The 23,298-nt window shown below is 62.5% G+C and carries 25 protein-coding genes and 1 tRNA gene; 12 read left to right on the top strand and 14 right to left on the bottom strand.

The genetic code is table 11. From position 1 onward, the window contains the following. The first annotated feature begins 57 nt into the window (after window positions 1-57). From O1W68_RS13175 to O1W68_RS13165, 3 genes are all read left to right on the top strand, one after another. Window positions 58-870: a serine hydrolase domain-containing protein gene (locus O1W68_RS13175; RefSeq protein WP_269304151.1), complete on the top strand. Its 813-nt coding sequence runs from the start codon at window positions 58-60 to the stop codon at window positions 868-870. Between the two features lie 166 nt (window positions 871-1,036). Beyond that, on the top strand, window positions 1,037-1,549 hold the full coding sequence (locus tag O1W68_RS13170; protein WP_269304149.1) for a DUF3145 domain-containing protein: 513 nt from the start codon (window positions 1,037-1,039) through the stop codon (window positions 1,547-1,549). Between the two features lie 91 nt (window positions 1,550-1,640). Beyond that, window positions 1,641-2,078 carry a cold shock domain-containing protein gene (locus O1W68_RS13165; RefSeq protein WP_269304147.1) on the top strand — a complete coding sequence of 146 codons (438 nt, stop codon included), beginning with the start codon at window positions 1,641-1,643 and terminating at the stop codon, window positions 2,076-2,078. Window positions 2,079-2,164: 86 nt separating this feature from the next. On the opposite strand, the gene O1W68_RS13160 is transcribed toward O1W68_RS13165, so the two are convergent. From O1W68_RS13160 to aceE, 6 genes are all read right to left on the bottom strand, one after another. After that, window positions 2,165-3,598 (bottom strand): acyl-CoA carboxylase subunit beta, encoded by a 1,434-nt coding sequence (locus O1W68_RS13160; protein WP_269304145.1) that lies wholly within the window; start codon window positions 3,596-3,598, stop codon window positions 2,165-2,167. Between the two features lie 113 nt (window positions 3,599-3,711). After that, a complete protein-coding gene (locus tag O1W68_RS13155) occupies window positions 3,712-4,962 on the bottom strand; it encodes a KasA/KasB family beta-ketoacyl-ACP synthase (protein ID WP_084346703.1) in 1,251 nt (416 codons plus the stop codon). Window positions 4,963-4,970: 8 nt separating this feature from the next. Beyond that, window positions 4,971-5,303 (bottom strand): meromycolate extension acyl carrier protein AcpM, encoded by a 333-nt coding sequence (acpM, locus tag O1W68_RS13150; protein ID WP_269304143.1) that lies wholly within the window; start codon window positions 5,301-5,303, stop codon window positions 4,971-4,973. Between the two features lie 138 nt (window positions 5,304-5,441). Further along, on the bottom strand, window positions 5,442-6,341 hold the full coding sequence (locus O1W68_RS13145) for an ACP S-malonyltransferase (protein WP_269304140.1): 900 nt from the start codon (window positions 6,339-6,341) through the stop codon (window positions 5,442-5,444). A gap of 127 nt (window positions 6,342-6,468) precedes the next feature. Further along, window positions 6,469-7,917, bottom strand: coding sequence for a PucR family transcriptional regulator (locus O1W68_RS13140; protein ID WP_331283585.1), 1,449 nt, complete (start codon window positions 7,915-7,917; stop codon window positions 6,469-6,471). 74 nt (window positions 7,918-7,991) lie between these two features. After that, entirely contained in the window at window positions 7,992-10,823 is a 2,832-nt protein-coding gene (aceE, locus tag O1W68_RS13135) for a pyruvate dehydrogenase (acetyl-transferring), homodimeric type (RefSeq protein WP_442972353.1), read from the bottom strand. 257 nt (window positions 10,824-11,080) lie between these two features. Here aceE and O1W68_RS13130 point away from each other — a divergent pair, with 257 nt between their 5' ends. From O1W68_RS13130 to O1W68_RS13120, 3 genes are all read left to right on the top strand, one after another. Next, window positions 11,081-11,503, top strand: coding sequence for a DUF3052 domain-containing protein (locus tag O1W68_RS13130; RefSeq protein WP_084346699.1), 423 nt, complete (start codon window positions 11,081-11,083; stop codon window positions 11,501-11,503). A 25-nt stretch (window positions 11,504-11,528) separates the two neighbouring features. Next, window positions 11,529-11,993, top strand: coding sequence for a peroxiredoxin (locus tag O1W68_RS13125; RefSeq protein ID WP_269304139.1), 465 nt, complete (start codon window positions 11,529-11,531; stop codon window positions 11,991-11,993). A 148-nt stretch (window positions 11,994-12,141) separates the two neighbouring features. Beyond that, a tRNA-Val gene (locus O1W68_RS13120) sits at window positions 12,142-12,216 on the top strand. Window positions 12,217-12,287: 71 nt separating this feature from the next. Here O1W68_RS13120 and O1W68_RS13115 read toward each other — a convergent pair. Next, window positions 12,288-12,899 (bottom strand): TetR/AcrR family transcriptional regulator, encoded by a 612-nt coding sequence (locus O1W68_RS13115; RefSeq protein ID WP_269304137.1) that lies wholly within the window; start codon window positions 12,897-12,899, stop codon window positions 12,288-12,290. 63 nt (window positions 12,900-12,962) lie between these two features. Between O1W68_RS13115 and O1W68_RS13110 the strand changes: the two genes are divergently transcribed. Beyond that, the gene (locus O1W68_RS13110; protein WP_269304135.1) at window positions 12,963-13,607 is read left to right on the top strand and encodes a TetR/AcrR family transcriptional regulator; all 645 of its coding nucleotides are present in this window, start codon (window positions 12,963-12,965) and stop codon (window positions 13,605-13,607) included. A gap of 19 nt (window positions 13,608-13,626) precedes the next feature. On the opposite strand, the gene O1W68_RS13105 is transcribed toward O1W68_RS13110, so the two are convergent. From O1W68_RS13105 to O1W68_RS13090, 4 genes are all read right to left on the bottom strand, one after another. Then, the gene (locus O1W68_RS13105) at window positions 13,627-14,046 is read right to left on the bottom strand and encodes a DUF5313 family protein (protein ID WP_269304133.1); all 420 of its coding nucleotides are present in this window, start codon (window positions 14,044-14,046) and stop codon (window positions 13,627-13,629) included. Further along, window positions 14,043-14,498: a MarR family winged helix-turn-helix transcriptional regulator gene (locus tag O1W68_RS13100; protein ID WP_269304132.1), complete on the bottom strand. Its 456-nt coding sequence runs from the start codon at window positions 14,496-14,498 to the stop codon at window positions 14,043-14,045. Before O1W68_RS13100 ends, O1W68_RS13105 begins: the two co-directional genes overlap by 4 nt. Before the next feature lie 58 nt (window positions 14,499-14,556). After that, entirely contained in the window at window positions 14,557-15,477 is a 921-nt protein-coding gene (locus O1W68_RS13095; protein WP_269304130.1) for an NAD(P)/FAD-dependent oxidoreductase, read from the bottom strand. A 106-nt stretch (window positions 15,478-15,583) separates the two neighbouring features. Beyond that, on the bottom strand, window positions 15,584-16,741 hold the full coding sequence (locus tag O1W68_RS13090) for an iron-containing alcohol dehydrogenase (protein ID WP_269304128.1): 1,158 nt from the start codon (window positions 16,739-16,741) through the stop codon (window positions 15,584-15,586). 130 nt (window positions 16,742-16,871) lie between these two features. Between O1W68_RS13090 and O1W68_RS13085 the strand changes: the two genes are divergently transcribed. Together O1W68_RS13085 and O1W68_RS13080 are read left to right on the top strand one after the other, a co-directional pair. Continuing rightward, window positions 16,872-17,294 (top strand): hypothetical protein, encoded by a 423-nt coding sequence (locus O1W68_RS13085; protein WP_269304127.1) that lies wholly within the window; start codon window positions 16,872-16,874, stop codon window positions 17,292-17,294. Window positions 17,295-17,325: 31 nt separating this feature from the next. Then, entirely contained in the window at window positions 17,326-17,574 is a 249-nt protein-coding gene (locus tag O1W68_RS13080; protein WP_269304126.1) for a hypothetical protein, read from the top strand. Here the strand turns inward: O1W68_RS13080 and O1W68_RS13075 are convergent. Beyond that, window positions 17,541-18,134: a permease gene (locus O1W68_RS13075; protein WP_269304124.1), complete on the bottom strand. Its 594-nt coding sequence runs from the start codon at window positions 18,132-18,134 to the stop codon at window positions 17,541-17,543. The two genes, O1W68_RS13080 and O1W68_RS13075, sit on opposite strands and share 34 nt — an antisense overlap. Window positions 18,135-18,289: 155 nt before the next feature. On the opposite strand from O1W68_RS13075, the gene O1W68_RS13070 reads away from it, so the two are divergent. Continuing rightward, window positions 18,290-19,288, top strand: a complete 999-nt coding sequence (locus O1W68_RS13070) for a cobalamin biosynthesis protein (protein WP_269304122.1) — start codon at window positions 18,290-18,292, stop codon at window positions 19,286-19,288. Here the strand turns inward: O1W68_RS13070 and O1W68_RS13065 are convergent. Further along, window positions 19,229-20,170 carry an SURF1 family cytochrome oxidase biogenesis protein gene (locus O1W68_RS13065; RefSeq protein WP_269304121.1) on the bottom strand — a complete coding sequence of 314 codons (942 nt, stop codon included), beginning with the start codon at window positions 20,168-20,170 and terminating at the stop codon, window positions 19,229-19,231. The genes O1W68_RS13070 and O1W68_RS13065 overlap by 60 nt on opposite strands. A gap of 103 nt (window positions 20,171-20,273) precedes the next feature. Beyond that, window positions 20,274-20,969, bottom strand: coding sequence for an HAD-IA family hydrolase (locus tag O1W68_RS13060; protein ID WP_269304119.1), 696 nt, complete (start codon window positions 20,967-20,969; stop codon window positions 20,274-20,276). Between the two features lie 44 nt (window positions 20,970-21,013). Between O1W68_RS13060 and cobC the strand changes: the two genes are divergently transcribed. Together cobC and O1W68_RS13050 are read left to right on the top strand one after the other, a co-directional pair. Then, window positions 21,014-22,072, top strand: coding sequence for an Rv2231c family pyridoxal phosphate-dependent protein CobC (gene cobC / locus O1W68_RS13055; protein WP_269304117.1), 1,059 nt, complete (start codon window positions 21,014-21,016; stop codon window positions 22,070-22,072). Beyond that, window positions 22,069-23,223, top strand: a complete 1,155-nt coding sequence (locus O1W68_RS13050; protein ID WP_269304116.1) for a Nif3-like dinuclear metal center hexameric protein — start codon at window positions 22,069-22,071, stop codon at window positions 23,221-23,223. Before cobC ends, O1W68_RS13050 begins: the two co-directional genes overlap by 4 nt. Window positions 23,224-23,298 lie beyond the last annotated feature (75 nt).

The raw sequence follows: 23,298 nt of genomic DNA, 5'->3' as shown, positions 1-23,298 counted from the left end.
GGGGGGGGGGGCCCGCCCCCCCCCCCGACTCGTCTGCCTACAACTAGGCTCATCCGCGTGCACTCCTTGGATTTGATCGCTGGTTGGCCCGTCGACAATGCATCCGCAGCGGTGGTGTCGACGGAAGGTGTGAGCGAGCAGTACGGCGATGTCGACCGCGTGTACGAGCTGGCGTCGGTCACCAAACTACTGGTGGCCTACGCGGCACTCGTCGCAGTCGAAGAAGAAGCAATCGATCTCGATCAGCAAGCGGGCCCTGAGGGCTCGACCGTCCGTCATCTTCTTGCGCACAGTTCGGGGCTCGCCTTCGGTGAGAACAAGGTACAAGCAGCCCCCGGGACCAAGCGCATCTACTCGAGCGTCGGCTTCGAGCTGCTCGCCGCGCTGATCGAGTCCGAATCCGGAATTGCGTTCGATGACTACCTCGCCGAGGCCGTGTTCGCGCCGCTCGGTATGACCGCCTCGACGCTCGCGGGGCCGGCAGGTCACGGTGCGCGCTCATCAGTGCGCGATCTATCTGCATTCGCATCCGAACTCTTGTCGCCGACCCTGCTGGCGGAGGCGACCTTCGCGGCCGCGGTCAGCGTGCAATTCGAGGGGCTCGACGGCATTCTGCCCGGTTATGGATCTCAACGGCCGAACGATTGGGGCCTGGGATTCGAACTTCGCGACGGCAAAGAACCTCACTGGACCGGACAGCGGAATTCGACTCGGACGTTCGGCCATTTCGGACAGTCCGGAACGTTTCTCTGGGTGGACCCGGACGTCGGCCTGGCCACTGTCGTTCTCACGGATCTCGCGTTCGGCGAGTGGGCCAAATCACTGTGGACCGAGCTGTCCGATGAAGTGCTCGACAATAATCCCAGGTAGAGACCTCGGCACCGCTCAGATCATCATTGGAATCACTAGTACACTGGCGCAACAGGGGTAACTCGGGGCACACTAGTGCATGTACGTATGAGAGAGCTTCAGATACCAGTTCGTGTAAGAGGTCGTTGGGGAAGACGTCCCTCGTCGAAGCTGGAGGAGTAATCGAATGCGTGCATTGAATCAGTTCGCAGATGCCACGTCGGGTGTGGTCTACATTCACGCGTCACCTGCCGCGTTGTGCCCGCATGTCGAATGGGCACTATCCGACGCGTTGAACTGCCGTGCGAATCTCAAGTGGTCCGCGCAGCCGGCCGGCGGCGGGCAGCTTCGTGCTGCCAGTGACTGGGTCGGTCCCGTGGGTACCGGGGCCGCGCTGGCAGGCATTCTTCGGACGTGGCAGATGCTGAGGTTCGAGGTCACCGAGGACGCCAGCGAGGGCGTCGACGGTGAACGTTTTGCCCATGTACCAGGTCTCGGGCTCTGGCGTGGCTCGACGAGCGCGAACGGCGACGTGATCCTTGGCGAGATGCGACTCAAGTCGATGATCGAGGGAAATTCGGGAAATCTTGCCGCAGAGATCGAACACGCCCTGGGCAGCGCCTGGGATCACGCGCTCGAACCGTACCGGACCGGGGGAGCCGGGGCCGAGGTCACTTGGCTCAGCCGCAATGCGGGATGACCGGAGTCTCCCGGAGAATTCACCCTTCGGTAGTGTCGGAACTGTGCCAGGCTAGGCATGCGGGTTCGACGGTTTCTCGAGGGGTGGTTCTATGTTGTCGACAGGTAAAGTAATTCGCTTCGATGAGTTCAAGGGTTATGGATTCGTTGCGCCCGACGAGGGCGGTGAGGATGTCTTCATTCACGTCAACGACCTCGACTTCGACAAGCGACTTCTCGCCCCTGGGGTTCGGGTCGAGTATGTCGCCGAGCACGGCGATCGAGGCCTCAAGGCAGGCCAAGTCCAGATAGTCGACTCCGCAGCGCCGGTGCAACATCGACCAGCGCACCCAGTTGCACATACAGTGTCAGCGTCGACCGGGCACGAATTCGACGACGTCGTGTGCGATGTCCTCGCGCGCAGCGACTTCTCGACCGAATTGACCGAAGCTCTCCTGCAGGCGAACCGCGGTCTCACCGCCGAGCAAGTGCTCGACGTGCGTGAGGCCGTCATTCGGATTGCCGCGTCACACAAGTGGCTCGAAGGCTGACCTTGTAGCTCGAAGTACTCTGCAGCCCAAAGCAGTGCCCCGGTGTCCGAGACACCGGGGCACTGCTTTGTTCCGCTCCCAAGCGATTACAGCGGGATGTTCTTGTGGTTGCCGCGCGCTGCAGGCGCACCGGCCAACGCTTTTGCGATGGTCGAACGCGTGAGGGCAGGCTCGATGACCGCGTCGACGACGCCGATGGCCACGGCCCGATCGACCCCGCCTGCAATGGTTTCGTGCTCCACGGTCAGTCGATCGTGTAACGCCTCGCGCTCTTCTTCCGGCGCAGCTGCCAACGCCTTCTTGTGCAGAATCCCAACCGCTGCCTTGGCGCCCATGACAGCGACCTCGGAACCCGGCCAGGCATAGACCGCGGTTGCGCCGAGGGCTCGCGCGTTCATCGCGATGTACGCGCCGCCGTAGATTTTGCGAGTCACCAGGGTGACTCGCGGTACCTTCGCTTCCGCGAATGCATGGAGGAGCTTTGCGCCACGACGGACGACCCCCTCCCATTCCATGCTGACACCCGGCAAATAGCCCGGAACGTCGACGACCACCACGAGCGGGATGCCGAACGCATCGCACAGGCGGACGAATCGTGCTGCCTTCTCGGCGCTTTCGGAGTTGAGACACCCGCCGAGGCGAATCGGATTGTTGGCGATCACGCCGACGGTCCGGCCACTGAGGCGACCAAGACCGATGACGATGCTGCGAGCCCAACCACCCTGGAATTCCTCGAACGTCGACTCGCCCTCGACGTTGTCGAGAAGCTCGTCGATTACTGGGTGTACGTCGTAGGCGCGCCGATTCGACTCGGGCAGTAGTGCTTTGAGGTCGGTGTCACCGTGTTCGGCGGCGGCGATGTCGAATGTGCCTTGCTCGCTGAACATGGAGACCAGTCGACGGGCGCGCGTGAGAGCGTCGAGCTCGTCGTCCGCGACAATATGGCAGACGCCGGACTTCTTGTGGTGCGTGTCCGGTCCGCCGAGGGACACCATGTCCACCTGCTCGCCCGTCACGCTGCGCACGACATCGGGACCGGTGACGAATACACGTCCCTCGGGAGCCATGATGACGACGTCGGTGAGGGCCGGGCCGTACGCGGCGCCGCCGGCTGCGAAGCCGAGGACGACAGAGATCTGAGGGACAACCCCGGAGGCGCGGACCATGGCCTCGAACACGAGGCCGACTGCATGCAGAGCTTCGACGCCCTCAGCGAGTCGGGCTCCGCCGGAATGCCAAATTCCCACGATGGGGGCATTGCGGTCGAGTGCGATATCGATGGCCGAGACAATGTGCTTGCACCCATCGACACCCATTGCGCCACCCATGACGGTGGCGTCGGAGCAGTACGCGACGCTGTGAACGCCGTCGATGTCACCGGAGGCCGCGAGCAGACCGGATTTGTCACGGTCGTGGAGCGAAACCATCGTCCCCGCGTCGAAGAGCTTCTCGAGCCGCGCGACCGGATCGCGGGGATCGGTCGCGTTGTGGGAGCGAGTGGCGGGGGACAAGATGGTCATCGCGTTCTCCTTCTTGATGCCCGGGGCGGGCGATCCCCGGGAGAGGTCTGATAGGACCCCTCCCGGGGTTCGAGTGTGAGCTCGATCGTCACGAGTGAACTACTCGGACAGGATCAAGCTCTACCGAAGGCGAGCGCGACGTTGTGCCCACCGAATCCGAACGAGTTGTTGATCGCGTAGTCGATCTGTCCGACGCGGGGCTCGCCCTTGACGACATCGAGATCGATTTTCGGATCCTGATTATCCAAATTCAGTGTGGGAGGAATGATTCCCTCGCGCACTGCGAGCACCGTAAGCACCGACTCGAGTGCGCCGACGGCGCCGATCGAGTGTCCAAGTGCGGACTTTGGTGCATACACCGCTGCATGGTTGCCGACCGCCTTGTTGATTGCAAGCGCTTCAGCGGTGTCACCGATCGGTGTTGCCGTTGCGTGTGCATTCACGTGCGTGATGTCGGACTTCTGCAGTCCCGCTGTTTCGATCGCCCGGGTCATCGCCCGAGCCGCTCCGGTTCCTTCGGGATCGGGTGCCACGAGGTGGAATCCGTCCGAGGTGATACCGGCGCCGAGAAGACGTGCATGGATCGTGGCTCCACGTGCTTTGGCATGCTCTTCGGTCTCGATGACCATGAGCGCACCCGCCTCGCCGAACACGAACCCGTCCCGGTCTTTGTCGAACGGCCGCGACGCGCCCTTCGGATTGTCGTTGTTGGTGCTCATCGCGCGCATCATGGAGAAACTCGCGATCGGCACCGCGTCGATGAATCCCTCGACGCCACCGGTGACAACCATGTCGGCGTCGCCCATCACGATCATGCGCCACGCGTGAGCGATGGCCTCCGACCCTGAAGAGCACGCAGATACCGGAGTGATGACTCCGGCCTGTGCCTTGAGCTCCAAACCGACCACCGCTGCGGGGCCGTTCGGCATGACCATCTGAACTGCGAGGGGAGAGACCTTGCGGTACCCACCGGTCTTGAGCTTGTCGACGGCATCGATGAGCGAGTCACCACCGCCGAGACCGGTGCCGATGGAGACGGCGAGGCGGAGCGGATCCACCTCGGGGCTTCCAGCGTTCTTCCATACCTCGCGGCCGAGAACAGTGGACAGCTGCTCCACATAGCTCAGTCGCCGCATCTCCACTCGCGTGAGCAGGCTCGACGGACTGACCGCGAGGTGTCCGCCGATTCGAACGGGGAGGTCGTACTCGGCGATGAAATCATCTTCGAGTACGCCAATGCCGCTCTCACCGTTCAGCAGACCCTTCCACGTCGCGTCGACATCGCCCGCGATGGACGTGGTCGCAGCAAGGCTGGTGACGACGACATTCGGGAAGCGTCCGTTGGCTGTGGATGGGTTGGTCATGTTTTCTCTCACTCGCTCGCGGAGTCGTCGAGCTTGGCCTTGATTGCTTCGGCAGCGTCGGGGTTCTCTGCTTCGAGCTTCTGGATGTACGCAACTGCGTCACCGACGGTGCGCAGGCTTGCGAGGTCTTCGTCGGGGATCTTCACGCCGTACTTGTCTTCGGTCTGAACGGCGATCTCGACCATCGACAGCGAGTCGATATCGAGGTCGTCCACGAAGGACTTGTCGATGGTCACCTCGGAGGGTTCGATACCCGTGACCTCCTCGATGATCTCTGCAAGTCCGGCGATGAGGTCTTCCTGGCTGGCCACTGCGTGGCTCCCTTCATTGTGTCGGTGCATCGTGAATCGATGCGCCGAAGTTCGATGCTGATCCTGCGTGGTCTGCGGCGCGCTGTGTATCAACACGCCACGCGCGCATCTCTTACGAGACCGCACCCTGAACCCGTAACGAATCAGCTACGGGAGGTCTTGGTAGAGCTAGGTCAGTGCCGCAATATCCTCGGGCTTTTTCAATCCGAGGTTCGGAGTACCGCGCATCTCGCGCTTGGCAATTCCGACGAGTGCGCCTGACGGTGGCAATTCGACGATGGACGACACCGCGAGCTCCTTCAAAGTCGCAGTGCACAGATCCCATCGAACAGGTTTGGTTACCTGAGCGGCAAGCTTGGTCAGCGCGTCCGCGCCCGAGGTGACTGCTTTACCGTCGGAGTTCGAGAGCAGAGTCCGCGCCGGTTCCGACGGCGTGATCGCCGCTGCCGCTGTCGCAACCGCGTCTTGCGCCGGTGCCATGAAGCGGGTGTGGAAAGCTCCTGCGACAGGCAATGCGCGAACGCGAGCCTTCTCCGGGGGGCTGGCAGCGAGTTCGGCCAATGCTGTCAGCAATCCGGCTGCCACGATCTGTCCGGCTGCGTTGACATTGGCAGGTTCGAGACCGAGTTCTTCGAGACGAGCCAGGACCTCGGATTCGTCACCGCCGAGCACCGCAGACATCCCAGTCGGTTCGAGTGCGCAGGCTTTGGCCATCTCGGCGCCACGCACGGCCGCCAGCGTGACGGCCTCGTCAGCCGAGATCACACCGGCTATCGCTGCGCCTGCGAGTTCGCCGACCGAATGACCGGCGATGATCGCGTCATCCTGCAGCAATCCCCGGTTGGCTATCTCCTCGAAAGCGAGTAGCGCGGCAGCGACCACGAGTGGCTGTGTCACCGACGTGTCGGTGATCTCCTCCGCGGTGGCAGTGGTGCCCAGCCGAGCAAGGTCGAGTCCGGATGCCTTGGACCATAAAGCAACGCGGTCCTCGGCACCGGGTAGTTCGAGCCACGGCACGAGCATGCCGGGTGTCTGGGAGCCCTGTCCGGGCGCAAGCAACGCAATCACTCGTTAAGAGAACACTGTGAAGACCTGTTTGGGAGATGTCGCTCTCGATGAACTCTCGGCACTCAATTTGTGGGGAACCCACAAATTGCCTCGTGGAGCGGTCGCATCGCCGGCACGTGCTACTACGTTACGTAACTACCTCACCGAATGTTACGTGTGTGGTTTGTGGGACAGGATGCTGCGGTTCGTGATGAGTTCGAGCCAGTCGACCTACTGTTGCCGCAACACGAAGCACGTACGCATCACGCGATTGCGTCGGGTCCCGTCCCGTAACTTCGGCAATTCGCTTCAGCCGATACCGGACAGTATTTGGATGAACAAACAGCTGTCGCGCGCAGGTCTCGACGGCGCCACCGCAATCAAGGTAAGCATCGAGGGTGTCCGCCAAGCCGGAACCGGCTGCCGCCAACGGAGCGACCAGATGTTCGTTGAGCGTCGCGATGGCCGCCGAATCACCGAGCAGCGCACGCTCTGGCAACAGCTCTCCCGCGTGAACGGGCCGAGGGGCACCGCGCCATCCCGCCACCGCCTGCATGCCCGCGAACGCTTCCACCGCGCTCGAATGGGCCGCGCCCAACGTGCGAGTTGTCGGGCCGATGACAACAGGGCCCTCGGAGAAATTCTGCAACATATCGGTCAAGAAGGCCGTGTTCGCCGCACTGTCGATCAGCTGGCCGCTGACAACCATGACGAGCCGCGTCCCCTGTACGACCGCGAGAGCTGCGCGATTGTGCTTCTGCGCAACCATGTGCACCGTGCTGACCACGGACACACCCTGATCCTCCGGCGGAGTGCCGACCAGAACAGTCGCAGGCGCAGTGGCATCCCAGTTCAACGTGGCAGCTCGCGAAAGCATGTCGGACCCCGTGTCCCCTCGAACGACGGCATCGACGACCAGAGCCTCCAGGCGGGTATCCCACGCACCCCTGGACTCCGCGGCACTGGCATACACCGAAGCCGCCGCAAAACCCAGCTCACGGCCGTACCGAAGTACCGCCTCGGTCAGTGCAACCAACTGCTGATCATTTCGGGCAAGTGCCGGAAGCCACTGCTCGAAGAACTCCATCGCGACCCGCACCATGTCGACCGTCTGGCGCAGGGTCAACCGCCGCGCCAAATCCTGAGGAATGACCTGGAAAGCATCGAGGCTGAAGCGAATATCGCTCTGCGGATTCTTCAACCACTCCAGAAAGTTGTCCACCGCCGTCTGAATCAGCAACTGCACGCTCGCCCGCTGCGCCGCATCAAGGCCGCTGAAGAACGGCAACTGATCCTGCATCGTCGTCACAGCCTCGGTGGACAGACGACCCGAGAACTGCTTCACGCGCCGAAGAAGAGCGTCGGGAAGGGGGTCGCGCTTCTGCCTGGAAGGCGTCAGAGCCTTGACCGGTGGATGTACCTCGTTGTCGGTGATATGGCCGTCCTGGTCGTCCTTGTGGTGCGTCCCGGTCTTCGGTGCGCTTTCGTATCCTCCGGTCACTTCGCAGGCTGCGGTGCTGTGTTCTCCGGTCACTTCGCAGGCTGCGCTCTTGTGTTCTCCGGTCACTCCGCAGGCTGCGCTCTTGTCGTGGACCATAGGCAAAACCTACGCCCGCCTGCTCGCGTCCGAGGACATGGACACGAGCAGGCGGGCGTACAGGACTCTACGAGCTATGCGGAGCCGGTGTCGGCGTACGACGTGGGGGCCGCGAGGACATCGTCGATGCGGTACTTCTCGGCTGCCTCTACAGCCTTGGACCGATCGATCTCGCCCGACGCCGCCAGCGCAGACAGCACTGCGACGACGATGGACTCTGCGTCGACGTTGAACACTCGTCGTGCTGCGGGACGGGTATCGGAGAACCCGAACCCATCGGTCCCGAGCGTGACGTAGTCGCCCGGAACCCACTGACGGATCTGATCCGGGACCGCACGCATCCAATCCGATGCGGCCACAACGGGACCAGCAGCGCTCGACAGTGCCTGCGTGATGTACGGAATGCGCTTCTCGGCCCCTGGATCGCGCAGCGCATCCTTTTCCGACTCGACGCCGTCGCGGCGCAGTTCACCCCATGAGGTGACCGACCAGACACCCGAGCGGACGTGCCATTCGGATTCGAGTAGTTCGCGGGCCTTGCGGGCCGCGACGATTCCGACACCCGACGCGAGGATCTGCGCCTCCGGGCCGTCACCCTCTTGCGGCTTCTCGAACAGGTAGATGCCTTTGAGTAGCCCGTCGATATCGAGGTCCTCGGGCTGCGCCGGCTGCTGGTACGGCTCGTTGTACAGGGTGATGTAGTAGAAGATGTTCTCGCCGCCGAAGCCTTCTACCCCTTCTGTCCCGCCGTACATCCGACGCAAGCCGTCTTTGATGATGTGCGCGATCTCGTAGGCGAACGCCGGATCGTAGGCAACCGCGGCCGGGTTGGTCGACGCCAACAACAACGAATGGCCGTCGGCGTGCTGGAGACCCTCGCCCGTCAGCGTGGTGCGGCCGGCGGTGGCACCCAGGACGAATCCACGTGCCATCTGATCCGCTGCTGCCCACAGGCCGTCACCGGTGCGCTGGAAACCGAACATCGAGTAGAAGATGTACAGCGGGATCATGACCTCGCCGTGCGTCGCGTACGACGTTCCGACTGCGGTGAACGATGCCGTCGAGCCTGCCTCGTTGATGCCTTCGTGCAGGATCTGTCCGATCGAGCTCTCCTTGTAGGCGAGCATGAGTTCGGAGTCCACCGACGTGTACAGCTGACCGTTCCGGTTGTAGATCTTCAGCGATGGGAACCACGAATCCATACCGAAGGTGCGCGCCTCGTCAGGGATGATCGGTACGATTCGGTGGCCGATCTCCTTGTCCCGAAGCAGTTCCTTCATCACTCGCACGAGCGCCATGGTGGTAGCAATTTCTTGCTTACCGGAGCCCTTGATCAGCGTTGCGTAGGTCTTGTCCGCAGGCTGCGGCAACGGATCGGGACTCACCCGACGCTCCGGAACGAACCCGCCGAGCGCCTTGCGTCGATCGAGCATGTACGCGATCTCCGGAGAATCCTTTCCGGGGTGGTAATACGGCGGCATGTACGGATCCTTTTCGAGCTCCTCGTCGGAGATCGGGATACGTTGCAGGTCGCGGAAAGTCTTGAGATCGTCGAGGGTGAGCTTCTTCATCTGGTGCGTCGCGTTGCGGCCCTCGAAGAGCTTGCCGAGCGTGTAGCCCTTGATCGTGTGCGCCAGGATCACCGTCGGCTGGCCCTTGTGCGCCATGGCAGCCGCATACGCCGCGTGGACCTTGCGGTAGTCGTGGCCACCGCGCTTGAGATTCCAGATCTCGGCGTCGGTCAGATCCTTGACCAGTTCCTTGGTGCGGGGATCACGCCCGAAGAAATGGTCGCGTACATAGCCACCGTCGTTGGCCTTGTACGTCTGAAAATCGCCGTCGGGCGTGGTGTTCATCAGGTTGACCAACGCGCCATCGCGATCTGCGTGCAGCAACGCATCCCACTCACGGCCCCAGACGACCTTGATGACATTCCATCCCGCGCCGCGGAAGAAGGATTCCAGTTCCTGGATGATCTTCCCGTTTCCGCGGACCGGCCCGTCGAGACGCTGCAGGTTGCAGTTCACTACGAACGTCAGATTGTCGAGACCCTCCGTCGCGGCTACGTGCGCCAGACCGCGCGACTCGGGCTCGTCCATCTCGCCGTCGCCCAGGAATGCCCACACATGCTGGTCGGAGGTGTCCTTGATCTTGCGATCATCCAAGTAATGATTGAAGCGTGCCTGGTAGATGGCGTTCATGGGCCCGAGGCCCATCGATACCGTCGGGAATTCCCAGAAGTCCTGCATCAACCGCGGATGCGGGTACGACGGCAGACCGCCACCGGAATCGCTGTGGCTGTACTCCTGACGGAAGCCGTCCATGCGCTCGGCAGGAATGCGTCCTTCGAGGAATGCGCGGGCGTAGATGCCGGGGGAGGCGTGGCCCTGAATGAATATGTGGTCGCCACCGCCCGGATGATCCTTGCCACGGAAGAAGTGGTTGAACCCGACCTCGTACAACGCTGCCGACGATGCATACGTGGAGATGTGTCCGCCGACGCCGACGCCGGGGCGCTGCGCGCGGTGCACCATGATCGCGGCGTTCCAGCGGATCCAGGCGCGGTAGCGGCGTTCGACCTCTTCGTCGCCGGGGAACCAGGGCTCGTTCTCGGTAGGAATGGTGTTGACGTAGTCCGTCGACGTCAGTGACGGCAGTGCAACTCGCCGTTCACCAGCCCGCTCCAGCAGACGCAGCATCAAGTACCGGGCGCGGGATGGGCCCGACCGCTCCAGCAGACCGTCGAAGGATTCGATCCATTCGTTGGTCTCGTCACTGTCGATGTCGGGCAGATAAGACGCGACACCCTCGCGGATGACGCGTACTCGACCGTCCGAGCCTGTAGGCGCGGGTGTCTTGCCGGCAGCTTGTGTGTTCTGCCGGTCGTCCTGGTTCAACTCGGACAACGTGTGTACTCCTCAATGTGGCGGTCGCTCGGTGTGGCAACCGTTCCAGGCCTTTCGCCTTCTGTGACGGCGATCGACATTCCTCATTCCGGTGATTCTCATCAATCCTCCTACACATCTTCGCGGCAGGTGAAGGAGAGTCCCAATACCCACCAGTAGAAATTTATCTACGCAATTTCGGCGCGGTCAGCTTGCGGATACGGCCGAAACCCTGTTCGCTTGCACTACTTCACCCACTATGCAAGGAGGTCACCACCGTGGTCGCCGCGGCGGACGCTCAGAACTACGCTCAGAAACTTGGTATCACTCGCGACTTGGTCGTTCAGGAACTGGGCTGGGACGAGGACACATACGACGATCTGCGTGCGGATGTCGAGGACACCATTGGTGGTGAGACCCTCGACGAGGACTCCGACGAGGTGATCGACGTAGTGCTGCTGTGGTGGCGCGACGGCGACGGTGACCTTGTCGACGCCCTCATGGACGCGATCGGACCTCTCTCGGACGATGGTTTCGTCTGGGTACTCAGTCCTAAAACCGGACTTCCGGGACACGTCGAACCGAGTGAAATCGCCGAATCGGCACCGACCGCAGGGTTGACGCAGACTTCGGCGGCCAATCTCGGAGACTGGATCGGTAGCCGACTGGTTCAGCCGAAGACGCGGGCAACCAAGCGGTAGTGCCCGAGAACAGGAATCCGATTCGATGCCACTCGAGGTAGGCGCACAAGCGCCGGACTTCACACTCAAAGACCAGAACAATCAGGATGTGAGCTTGTCGTCGTATCGCGGCGTCAAGAACGTCCTTCTGGTCTTCTATCCGCTAGCTTTCACCGGTACCTGCCAGGGTGAGCTATGCAAGGTGCGCGACGAACTACCCAAGTTCGAGAACGATGATTCAGCAATCCTTGCAATTTCGGTGGGACCGCCTCCGACGCACAAGATCTGGGCAGCAGAGCAGGGCTACACCTTCCCGCTTCTGTCCGACTTCTGGCCACATGGTGCGGTGGCGCAGGCGTACGGCGTCTTCAACGAGAAAGCCGGTTTCGCCAACCGGGGAACGTTCGTCGTCGACAAATCGGGCACTGTCCGGTTCGCCGAGATGAATCAACCCGGCGAAGCTCGTGATCAGTCTGCGTGGAACGAAGCATTGTCCGTTCTGGACACGTAGACGAACTTCGCCTCTTGTGAGTGGAATTGCGCCCTACGGGACGCATTTTCACTCACAAGCAGGGCGTTGACATGCGGAATTGGAGAATTCGCTCAGACACGATAAATTTCTCCAAGCGTCACAAACGGCCTTGGCCCAACAGTGACTCGGGCGTATAGCTCAGCGGTAGAGCTCTGGTTTTACACACCAGCGGTCGGGGGTTCGAACCCCTCTGCGCCCACCACCTACTTGGCTTTCCCGAGCCTCGCACCTACTCCACACCAGCCGGTGCGACGAATTGGCCCGGGGTATCGATCAGACCGCCGTCGTGCCTGCGATGTGATCTGCGAGCTCTGCGCCGGATTGAATGAATGCGCGCCGGCCGAGCGTCGAGAACGAAGCATCTCGGGACAAGAATGCCGAAGCGAACGTTTCGATTTGTGCAATCAGAGCAAGGGCAATGATGCTGGCTTCCGCTGCAGGTAACTTCTCGCGTGTTTTCTTGGCCGCCCGTGCGAAGATCGGAATCAGCGAGCCGCTGTTGTCGCGTCGGATCGCCTCCACCTGCTGGCTCGCGCCCCTGGACTGCACGAAGTAGACAAGTGCGCGCGTTCGATTCTGATCCAGCCACGTCATGAACGGTTCGACGAAGGCGCCCATGCCCGCTGCCGGTAGGACTACCTCGGTCGCGATACGTTCGATTTCGGCGACGTAGCCGGTGGAGAACTCGCGAAGCCCTTCGAGCAGGATCTCCTCGCGGGAGGGATAGTGGTAGTAGATCGCAGCCGAGGTCATATCGGCGGCAGCCGCGATGTCGACAACGGTCACATTGTCGACCGGACCCGACGCGAAGAGTTCGAACGCCGCCTCGACGATGACTCCACGACGGGACGGTCGATGCGCAGGACGCCTCACTGTTGCTGACATTCACTCTCCTGGGACTCGGGTCATGCAAGACTAGTGCTTCGACTTACGGGGGTAAGGGGAGCGTTGATCGAGCAGGGGGCGAAGCAACACGTGGAGAAGAAGTCACCGCACCGACCATCTCGCAGAGAGGATATCGTCGACGCTGCCATTCGCGTCTTCGCTGCGAAGAGTTTTTCGGACGCCAGTATTCAGGATGTTGCCGACGAGGCGAATGTAGTGCCCTCGGCCGTGTACTACCACTTCGCTGGCAAAGACGAATTGTTCGAACTGGCGATGCGCCGGGTGCTGGACACGGTCAACGGGGTTGTGGCAGATGTTCGTGCAGAGGAAGATCCCAACTCGGACCGGTCACTCGAGGCAGTGCTCGTCGCAGTGTGGCACTGGGTGGAGGCTCATCCGAACGAGTCGCGGTTGGTGCACTATCAGATGCCGGGCGCGACGTCGGGGGCGGCGACCGTGCGTCGAGAATTCGAGGACCAGCACATTCAGCAGGCCTTCGAATACCTGTCGCCGAGTCCGGTACCCGCCACCAAACGTGCCGTGGCGATCGAGCATGCATCGCACTCGTTGTCGACCAGATCGCTCATCGAACTGCTGATGACCGTTCACTCATTACGGATGGACGGCGGTCCGCTGAGTAAGCATCCATCGAAGAGTCTTCTGCGCGCACTGGTTGCGGTGTCGTCGCGGATCGTGTTCGCTGATTGAGAGTTCGATCGATCTGCCCTCAACGATCTCGAAGATGCAACTTCTCGTAACGCGCCCGTTCGTCGTCGAGGGCAGCCCGCTTGCGGTCACTCTGTAGATCCGCAGGAAGACCGTGCAACTGAAGTCTTCTGGCGCGATTGAGTTCCATGAACGCAACTGTGTAGAACATTGCGAGAAGAACGGAAAGCAACACCATGGACCCGCGGAGCCACAGCGCGCCGGGAAACAGCACGAGAAATCCGACGAAGATCGGTAAGAACGGAATCATCGAACGTAAGAGGTGTCGCGGCACAGCACCTTTACCGACCAAGTCGTTCTTCACCCAGTCCTGCATCGACGGAGGCAGACGCCGGCCCGCGACGTAGCCGAGCCACTGCACGAAGTTCGGCTTCGTGGCGGTCGGTCGATTCTCGTTGGTTCGAAAAACCGGTGATGTCACGACAATGCTCCTGCTGTGATGGCAGCCCGGTTGATTCGTCCGAGCACTCGGTGAAGTTCTTCCAGTTCGGCGATGTCGACCCCCAGCTTCGCCACTACGGCGGGTGGAATCGCGACCGCTTCATCTCGCAGTGCGAGACCGGATTCGGTAAGGCGGATCTCGAGTTGGCGCTCATCGCTGCTGCTGCGGGTTCTGGAGACGAGGCCGTTCGCTTCGAGCCTTTTGAGCAGTGGTGAGAGTGTGGGCGAATCGAGCGAGAGTGCGGCGCCGATCGATTTCACGGACATCGGTGACTCACCCCAAAGAGCAAGCATCACCAGGTACTGCGGATGGGTGAGACCCATCGGTTCGAGAAGCGGGCGATACACCGACAGCACCGCGCGATTTGCCACGGCCAACGCGAAACATACTTGGCGGTCGAGCGCGAGGGGATCATCTTCGGTGGTGGACACATATTCGAGTGTACGCGAATAGTTCGTACACTAAGCAGTTGCTGGTGATCGGACGTCGTCATACGCGTAGCGCGGACAGTGCTCTACCAAGATCGGTTCCAGACCTCCACGCACTCTCGACGCGAGGCGGGCCGGTTGGACTCCACTGATCACCGGCGAAACTGATTGTGCGGCCACCGGATTCGATGATGGAGAAGCTGCTCGGATGGTGGTCGGCAGGTTTGCCGAAGGACCACCTATGTGCATGAGTCCATATCGGTGCAGGCGCGTCGAGCACTTCCCGTAGGGCCTTCACTACCGGTTCGACTGCACTGTCGGGGTTCAGCAGATGCGTTCGCGCACACTCGGGCGTCGTGTGGGCAACGAGCACCGGTGCGCCGTCGCCGCGTCGAGCACCGTCATCGGCGACGAATTGGATGGCAGGATGCTCGTTGACGAACGCTGCGTCTCGAAAAGGCAGCGTCAACGAATCGAAACCGAGGACGACCGCGATAACTGGGTCGTAATCGACGGCGTCGGGAACAGGGGTAAGCCGCTCGGCCTGCGGATCGGGCATCGCGAGCACGACGTCGCCCTTGGGAAGTTCGGTGATGTCTTCGTATTCCACGTCGATACCGTCGAGAAGTGCACGGACCAGGGACCTGAGACCGTCCGGTGTCGCCCACCGTGTGGGCCCGGAACTGGTGCCGGGATCTTCGCCGGGGACGAGCACCCCGAACGTGTCGGTCCACGGTCGGGCCGAACCAGCAATGTGCCACCGATCCACGACGTCGGCGAACTCCGGGTCACGAACCGTGAAGTATCCGGCTCCGACGTCGACCCGACGGCCGTGCAGCACCGGGGATGCCATTCGTCCACCGACAGCGCGGCCGCGCTCGACGAGACGAAACGGCACCTCGGCGGCTCGAAGTACTGCGGCACACGCAGCGCCTGCCATGCCGGCTCCGACAATGGTGACAACGTCCGATGAAGGGCTCACGCCCTCAGCGTAGGCGTCGGATACGACCACTCGACGCGTGTGCGTTCTTCCATCATGGGGCGGTGCGTGAGGTTCCTTCGACGCCAACCTCTTTCAGGTTCGGGCTTCAGTACGCGCTGCGGTACAGCTCGGCGATGTCGTCCGCCGTCGGCACCACCGGATTGTTCGACGGGGAGCCCGACGCCAGTGCCTGCTCCGCCATGAGCGGGATGAGCTCCTCCCAGCGTGAGATGTCGATTCCGTAGGTGCTGGGTGTGGGTACCTCGACGGTTGCGCAGAGGGTATCGATGAACTCGACGAGCTTCGCCGACGCAACCTCGTCGGAGTCGGAACGTTCTGCGGTACGGAGCTGGCGTGCACAATCTGCGTATCGATCTCGAGCGCCAGGGATGGAGAACTTGGTGACAGCAGGCAGGAGCATCGCGTTGGAAAGACCGTGTGCCACATGAAAATGTGCACCGATCGGCCTGCTCATACCGTGCACCAGGCAGACGCTTGCATTCGAGAAGGCCATTCCTGCCTGTGTCGAGGCGTGCATCATCGCATCTCGTGCCTCGCGGTCGGACCCGTCACGGTACGCACGTAACAGAAACAGGCCGATCGAATTCATCGCGGACAGTGCAAGTCCGTCGGAGATCGGGTTCGCCTTCTTGCTGACGTAGGACTCGATGGCATGCGTCAACGCATCGATACCTGTATCGGCCGTCAGGCGTGGAGGCATCGACATCGTGAGTTCCGAATCCACGATCGACGCGATCGGCAGAAACGACAATCCCGGACACAGCATCTTTTCGTCGGTCGCGAGATCGGTGATAATGGTGAATTGCGTTGCTTCCGAACCGCTTCCTGCGGTAGTGGGTATAGCAATGATGGGAAGTGCTGGGCCCGCGTAGGTACGCGGCGCCTTGTACTCGCGCATCGCACCGCCCTGCCCGGCCAGCACCGCCAGCGCTTTGGCTGTGTCCATCGGACTGCCGCCACCGAACCCGATGACGACGTCGGCGTCGTGGGCCTTCACCGCGTCGACGCCGGCTTGCAACGAGTCGGTCGTGGGATCGGGGACCGTGTCGGAGAACAGTGCCACCTTTTTGCCCGCCGCCTCGATGATGCGAATCAGTCGCTCGGCGGAACCGTTGCCGACCATGAATGCGTCGGTGACGAGTAGCGGACGTTCGACATTCAGGTCGACTAGAACCGACCCGAGTTCCTCGACGGCGCCGGGGCCGAGCTTCAGAAACCTCGGAAACGAGATGTGGGCAACCATGGTTCGACTCCTCTTATCGGTACAAGAGCGCAACTGATTGCACACTACTGTCCGCCTTCGGCGGGATCCCGCCGTTTCCGCCCTGTTGTGTGCAGTGAGGTGCAGGATCCGGAACCGTACAGTGGTGCGGGTGGATATCGGTCGGTGGCGCAGCAGGCTCCCGGTGACACGTCCGTCGGACGACGAGCTCGTGGGATGGACGTTGTCGGAGAACTACGACGAATACTCCGTTGATGCTGTCAATCCCGTTGGGCATCTCGTTGCGACCGGACTGCACGTGCTCGATGCTGCCGAAGTCCTCGTCACGGAGGGGCTCTCGTCACTGTCGGTGCCCTGTTGGGCGTTTGCGCCGATGCCGATTTCACGTGACACCGACCTGCGCAGCCCCGAACCGTCATGGCAGTGGCGCCGGATGGTGCTCGTTCAGCTGGATGACACTCGCGTATGGATTCGGCCGGGATACCCAAGCTGGGAAGAGCGCCGCGTCGAACTCCCCATTGTCATTCCGGCAGATGATGTGCTGGTGACCGATCCGCCTGACGGGCACGAATGACGCACGGCGATTCCTCGCCTACGGTGAGGGAATGACTGTGGAAGATTTCGGTGGCCGTCGTACTGTCGCGGCCGAAGAGCTGCTCGTCCAGGTGGGCGACTATTCGCTCGTGGATGAAGCGGGGGATTCGCGAGGGCGTATCGAGTCGGTCGGTCAGGAGGGCTTGTCGGTCGTCGTGACCGTCTCCGACGGTGGTGAACCGGTGACCTTGACGTTCGAACCGGAAGCGCTGCTGACTATCGAGCCTTACGACGGCGGGAAGGCACCTGTCGTTCCCTGAGCTGGGCCGGATTGGGCCGGGTTCGTCGTTGCTGCGTTCAGACGCTTTTGCGCTCGACGACGCTGCCCACGGACGACCACGAACGTCAGGAGCGCGAACAGTACGATCGCGATGACTGCACCGACCAGGCTCGCGCCCCGGAATCCGGGAGCTTCGGTGTCGAGAGTTCTTTCACCTGCGTGGGAAGCATTGTTGCCGCCGAGAACGATCGAGAGCGTCAGCAGGTTCGGAATGGCAGTTGCGACTGCCAGCACGAGGGCGATGATGGCGATGACTTTTCCGCCCCGGCGCTTTCGGACGGCCCATGCCACCGTGAACAACAGCAGTGGCACCAAGGTGCAGAGAGTGCCGAAGATCAAGCCCCAGAAAATGCCTTTGCTGAACGCTTGATCCGAAAGATTTCCGACGCGGATGCTCCACCATCTCGGCAGGAACGCGGCGAGGATGAAGTACGCAACCACCAACGCCAGCACGCCTACCGCTATGAGGATGCTCTTCTTGGCCCAGCTCGGCATGCCGGTCGTCGTCGTGGTGGTGGGGGTCGTGCCTTCGGCAGTCATACGGTCGATTCTAAGGGAGCACATGTTGGGCGAGTGGCTGGATGCTCTCCACGACCACGGTTCTCGAAGTGGACTCCGGTAGAGGCACGGGGTGTACCGCTGGCGCCGACCCGCCCACTGCATCTGCTCGGCCTCCGGCTCGCTACCGTCGAGTCATGAATTGTCGAGTCGTGAAGGATGGCGCGAGGGACCCCCGATCACGTGCCGCGGGGCTGGTACTCGGGCTCGTACTCGACCGAGTGCTGGGGGATCCACGACGGTTGCACCCTGTTGCTGGCTTCGGCCGGATCGCGGGAGGGCTCGAATCCAGTACCTATCGGGATTCGAAGTCGGCAGGTGTCGTTCACACGGCGACGTTGGTCGGAGGCACTATCGGATTAGGCGTGCTGGCAGCGTCGTTCGCGCGTCGACGCGGCGCCGTTACCGACACCGCCATGACCGCGGCCGCCGCCTGGGTAGCGCTCGGCGGGACGTCACTGTCCCGCACAGGATCACAGATGGCGCGTCACCTCGAGGCAGGCGATCTCGACTCTGCACGTGCGTTGCTGCCATCGCTCTGTGGTCGAGATCCGAGTGTGCTCGACACCGACGGGCTGGCGCGCGCATCATTGGAATCGATTGCCGAGAACACTTCCGACGCCACGGTCGGTGTCATGTTCTGGGGCGCTGTGGCCGGTGTGCCCGGCATTCTCGGGTACCGGGCGATCAACACGTTGGACGCGATGATCGGGTACCGCTCCACCAGGTACCTGCGCTTCGGTTGGTTCGCCGCACGTCTCGATGACGTAGTGAACCTGATCCCTGCTCGACTGACCGGCATTTCGACGGTGGTCGCGGCACCCTTGGTGGGCGGACGATCGGCGGAATCGCTGCGTGCCTGGCGTCATGATGCCTCACGGCACCCGAGCCCCAATGCCGGTGTGGCCGAAGCAACTGCTGCGGGCGCACTCGGGATCAGCCTCGGGGGCCGCACCGAGTACGCGCACGGCGTGGAGATACGGCCGAGACTCGGTCACGGACGTGCTCCGGCGCCGAGCGATTTGGATAGAGCGGCAACGCTGTCCCTCATCGTGCAGATCGGTACGACCGTGGTGTCAGCTGTTCTTGCCGTAGCGATCGGCCAAGCGAACATCGTTGGCCGATCGATTCGTTGACTCCGTCTTCGCCTTCGACTTCGAACGCCGTTCTCTACGAGTGGGCAACGTGAATTCGGGTTCCTCGTCGTGCCTGCTCGCCGATGGTGTCTCCGCGGGGGGATCGGCCGAGTCGACCGACGACGATGCTGTGTCGAGGATGTCCTGCTGTTTGGACTTGCGTCGTTCACGCCACTCGGCACGGGCGAAGTAAGCAAGCCCGAGTGGTGCCATGATGCCGAACGCGAGCCATTGCAGTCCGTAGGACAAGTACGGCCCGGACTCGGTCTGCGGGAGCTCGATGAGCCCGAGACCACCGGGTTGGGCGTCGTCGAGTTGCAAATACGCGTCGACGGCATCGACACCGACGGCCGTTCCGATCTGTTCCGGATTGATGTTGTAGACCTGCAGACGCCCGGCTTCCTCGATCGGCTCACGTGAGGTGCCCTCGGCCTGACGAAGTCGAGCTTCGAGGGTCAGCTCCCCGGTAGGCGGCGGGTCGATGGGTGGAGGTTGCGTTCCCTGCACAGGTAGGACGTATCCGCGATTGACGAGGACGATCGGCCCATCCTGGAGTTGAAACGGTGTGATGACTTCGTATGCAGGCTGCTCACGGATGCTGCGTAGACGAACCAGCGCTTCCTTGTCCTGAAGATACGAACCTGTGGCGACCACTCGCCGCCATTCGTCGTCCGAGGAGAATCCGGTCGAGCCCAGAACTTCGGAAATATCGACGGGCTCGGCATTCACCGACTGGTCGATCAGCGCGTTTCGTTGTGACGTCTCGGTGTTCTTACCCAGCTGCCATGGGGCAAGTACCGAAAAGCAGAAGTAGGCGAACATGGCAACCACAGCAGCCAGCGCCAACCAACCTGGACGGAGCAGAAATCTGAACCTTCGCACGCCTCTAGGTTAGCCTCAGCGACCAACCATGCCACTCGCGCCGGCTCAGAGGCGTCCAGTCACCCAATCCACGAGTCCGGTACAGCCGCCTCTATCGACCGAGCTATTCGGTGTTGTCATCGAGCACCTTTGCGAGCTCGTCCATCGTTGTCACGACGAACGACGCGTCATCGTCCTCGCCTTCGATTCCGTAGCCCCAGTCGACATAGACCGTCGGAATGCCGAACCGAGCTGCGCCGTGAACATCGTGATCACGATCGCCGACCATCAGAACGCCGGAGGTCCCGCCATCGGACACCTCCTTGGGAACGAGACCGAGACTGCGCAGCGAATGTGCGATCACATCGGGCTTCGATCTGCGTGCACCGTCGTTACTCGCTCCGCCGATGAACTCGAAGTACTCCGACAGTCCGAAGTGGTCCAGAATGCGGTGCGCGAACCGTTCCGACTTCGACGTGGCGACCCCGAGCCGGACGCCGCGAGCCTTCAATCCCGCCAAGACCGGCTCGATACCGTCGAAGACCGAGTTCTCGGCCCAGCCCTGCGCGTCGTAACGCTCGAAGTAAGCGGCGAGCGCCCGCTGCGCCACGTCCTCGGCAAGGCCCATCGTTCGGAACGAATCGAGTAGCGGTGGACCGATGACCAGAGCCAGCTGCTTGTCGGTCGGTTCGGGCGCTCCGACCGTGGCCAACGAATGGCGGAATCCGGCGAGAATCCCAGGTGCCGAATCGGTGAGGGTTCCATCGAGATCGAAGAGCACGACCTGGGCACGGGAAGTCGGTGGGTCGAGCTTTGTCATGACGAAAACCTTATCGGTGAGACCGCCGACTACGCTCACCGGCAATGAGAGCACTCCCCGAACTGGCGGCACTGTCACCTCTGCGTCACCACGGTGACGCAGAGGTCGGCGACGGAATGGTCGACTTCGCAGTCAACGTTCAAGGCACCGCTCCACCGGAGTGGCTACGGATGCGCCTCGCTGCGAGCCTCGGCAGCCTGGGTACCTATCCGACCGAGAAAGCTGATCGTGCGGCCCGCGAGGTGGTGGCGCGACGACACTGCCGGTCACCGGAAGAGGTCCTTCTGCTCGCCGGGGGCGCCGAAGGATTCGCGATGTTGCCGAGACTGAAGCCGCGTCTCGCTGCCGTCGTGCACCCATCGTTCACCGAACCCGAATGGGCGTTGCGAGAAGCCGACATCGAGACCGTGCAGGTTCTCCTACCTGAACCGTATCGGCTCGATCCCGACTTCGTCCCCGACGAAGCCGACATGGTGGTGGTCGGCAATCCCACCAATCCGACCTCGGTTCTACACGAACGCGACGCACTGTTGGCCCTGCGAAGGCCAGGGCGTGTGCTGGTCGTCGACGAGGCATTCGCCGACGCGATAACGGGGGAGGAGCATTCGCTGGCGTCGGCGAGCCTTCCCGACGTCCTCGTTCTGAGAAGTCTTACCAAGACGTGGGCGCTGGCGGGTCTGCGATGCGGTTACGCGTTGGGGCACCCCGATCTGCTCGCCAGGTTGACCCGCGGCCGAGCGCACTGGCCGCTGGGCACTCTCCAGATCGAGGCGATCACCGCGTGCAACGAACCCGCTGCGGTCGACGCGGCGGCGGCGAAGGCAATCACTATCGCCGCAGACCGGGCATCGATGACCGACCGACTGCGAAGCCTTGGTATCGACGTCGCCGACGGCGCCCGCGCCCCGTTCTTACTGTTGCGAATGCCCGGTGCCGCAGACCTGAGGATTCGATTACGCACCCAAGGCGTGGCAGTGCGGCGCGGCGACACTTTTCCAGGACTGACGACGGATCACCTGCGGGTAGCGGTCCGCGGGCGAGAACAGGTCGACATACTCGTCGACGCTCTGGCCAAAGCACGTGCAGAGGGAGAATCAGCATGACCGATCAGACAGTGAAGTTGGCCGACGTGGTGGCAGTGCTCGACGCTGCTTATCCTCCTCGGCTCGCCGAGAGTTGGGACTCGGTCGGCTTGGTCTGCGGAGATCCATCCGATCGTGTGCGCAAGGTGATGTACACCGTGGATGCGACCGCGGACGTCGTGGAGGAGGCACTCGAGTGGGGCGCCGATCTGTTGATCGCGCACCATCCGTTGCTCCTGCGAGGAGTCGACACCGTCGCGGCGAATACGCCGAAAGGTGCCCTGATCCATCGCCTCGTCAAGGCGGGATGTGCGTTGTTCACCGCCCACACCAACGCGGACTCCGCCGATCCCGGCGTATCCGACGCTTTGGCCGCGGTCCTCGGGGTCGCCGTTTCGCGTCCCATCGAGCCGATCGACGCGCCCGCTGTCGACAAGTGGGTCGTTCTCGTTCCGAAGACCCACAGTTCCGCCGTTCGCTCGGCGTTGTTCGGCGCGGGCGCAGGTGCGATAGGTAATTACCGCGAATGCAGTTGGACCGTCGAAGGCATCGGCCAGTTTCGTCCGGAGGTCGGGGCCGAACCGGCGATCGGTGCAGTCGGCAGACTCGCGCAGGTGGCCGAGGACCGGATCGAAGTGGTTGCCCCGGCGTCGGCGCGGCAGACCGTCCTCGCTGCGCTCACCGCGGTGCACCCTTACGAAGAGCCCGCATTCGACATCTTCGAGGAGGCCCGCCTGCCGACCTCGACCGGCCTCGGACGGATCGGCACGCTCGCGTCGCCGACCACGCTTCGCGAATTCAGCGAACGGGTGCGCCGTGCACTGCCGGATACGGCGTGGGGTGTGCGCACAGCCGGTGATCCCGACACCGTGGTGCGGACTGTTGCGCTGTGCGGTGGCGCGGGGGATTCGTTTCTCGACGCCGTTCGGGCATTGGGAGTCGACGTTTACCTCACATCGGATCTGCGGCACCATCCCGTCGACGAACATCTTCGCGCCGGTGGCCCTGCGGTGATCGACGTGGCGCACTGGGCGTCGGAGTACCCATGGTGTGAGCAGGCCCGCAGCATCGTCGACGCAGCATTTGCCGAGACCGCAGGATGGGGGAGCCGCGTCAGTGGAACGAGAACCGACCCCTGGACCCTCGGCGCGGCGCCGACCGCGTCCAAATAGTCCCTCGACCAACTCTTGTCCGCCGTCGGTGCGCGAGCCGGTAAGGTTCGACCGAATCAACTTCCATAGTCGCAG

It is taken from the genome of Rhodococcus sp. H36-A4, from assembly GCF_027158005.1.
In the GTDB taxonomy this organism is placed as follows: domain Bacteria; phylum Actinomycetota; class Actinomycetes; order Mycobacteriales; family Mycobacteriaceae; genus Rhodococcoides.
The sequence above is the reverse complement of the archived record's forward strand: the minus strand, read 5'-3'. Positions and strand labels throughout refer to the sequence as shown.

What these genes read in the sequence shown, in the direction of transcription:
- O1W68_RS13170 (WP_269304149.1), top strand. Translation starts at nt 1,037, where the DNA reads ATGCGTGCATTGAATCAGTTCGCAGATGCCACGTCGGGTGTGGTCTAC.
- O1W68_RS13165 (WP_269304147.1), top strand. Translation starts at nt 1,641, where the DNA reads ATGTTGTCGACAGGTAAAGTAATTCGCTTCGATGAGTTCAAGGGTTAT.
- O1W68_RS13160 (WP_269304145.1), bottom strand. Translation starts at nt 3,598, where the DNA reads ATGACCATCTTGTCCCCCGCCACTCGCTCCCACAACGCGACCGATCCC.
- O1W68_RS13155 (WP_084346703.1), bottom strand. Translation starts at nt 4,962, where the DNA reads ATGACCAACCCATCCACAGCCAACGGACGCTTCCCGAATGTCGTCGTC.
- acpM (WP_269304143.1), bottom strand. Translation starts at nt 5,303, where the DNA reads ATGCACCGACACAATGAAGGGAGCCACGCAGTGGCCAGCCAGGAAGAC.
- O1W68_RS13140 (WP_331283585.1), bottom strand. Translation starts at nt 7,917, where the DNA reads ATGGTCCACGACAAGAGCGCAGCCTGCGGAGTGACCGGAGAACACAAG.
- O1W68_RS13125 (WP_269304139.1), top strand. Translation starts at nt 11,529, where the DNA reads ATGCCACTCGAGGTAGGCGCACAAGCGCCGGACTTCACACTCAAAGAC.
- O1W68_RS13115 (WP_269304137.1), bottom strand. Translation starts at nt 12,899, where the DNA reads ATGTCAGCAACAGTGAGGCGTCCTGCGCATCGACCGTCCCGTCGTGGA.
- O1W68_RS13090 (WP_269304128.1), bottom strand. Translation starts at nt 16,741, where the DNA reads ATGGTTGCCCACATCTCGTTTCCGAGGTTTCTGAAGCTCGGCCCCGGC.
- O1W68_RS13080 (WP_269304126.1), top strand. Translation starts at nt 17,326, where the DNA reads ATGACTGTGGAAGATTTCGGTGGCCGTCGTACTGTCGCGGCCGAAGAG.
- O1W68_RS13075 (WP_269304124.1), bottom strand. Translation starts at nt 18,134, where the DNA reads ATGACTGCCGAAGGCACGACCCCCACCACCACGACGACGACCGGCATG.
- O1W68_RS13070 (WP_269304122.1), top strand. Translation starts at nt 18,290, where the DNA reads ATGAATTGTCGAGTCGTGAAGGATGGCGCGAGGGACCCCCGATCACGT.
- O1W68_RS13060 (WP_269304119.1), bottom strand. Translation starts at nt 20,969, where the DNA reads ATGACAAAGCTCGACCCACCGACTTCCCGTGCCCAGGTCGTGCTCTTC.
- cobC (WP_269304117.1), top strand. Translation starts at nt 21,014, where the DNA reads ATGAGAGCACTCCCCGAACTGGCGGCACTGTCACCTCTGCGTCACCAC.
- O1W68_RS13050 (WP_269304116.1), top strand. Translation starts at nt 22,069, where the DNA reads ATGACCGATCAGACAGTGAAGTTGGCCGACGTGGTGGCAGTGCTCGAC.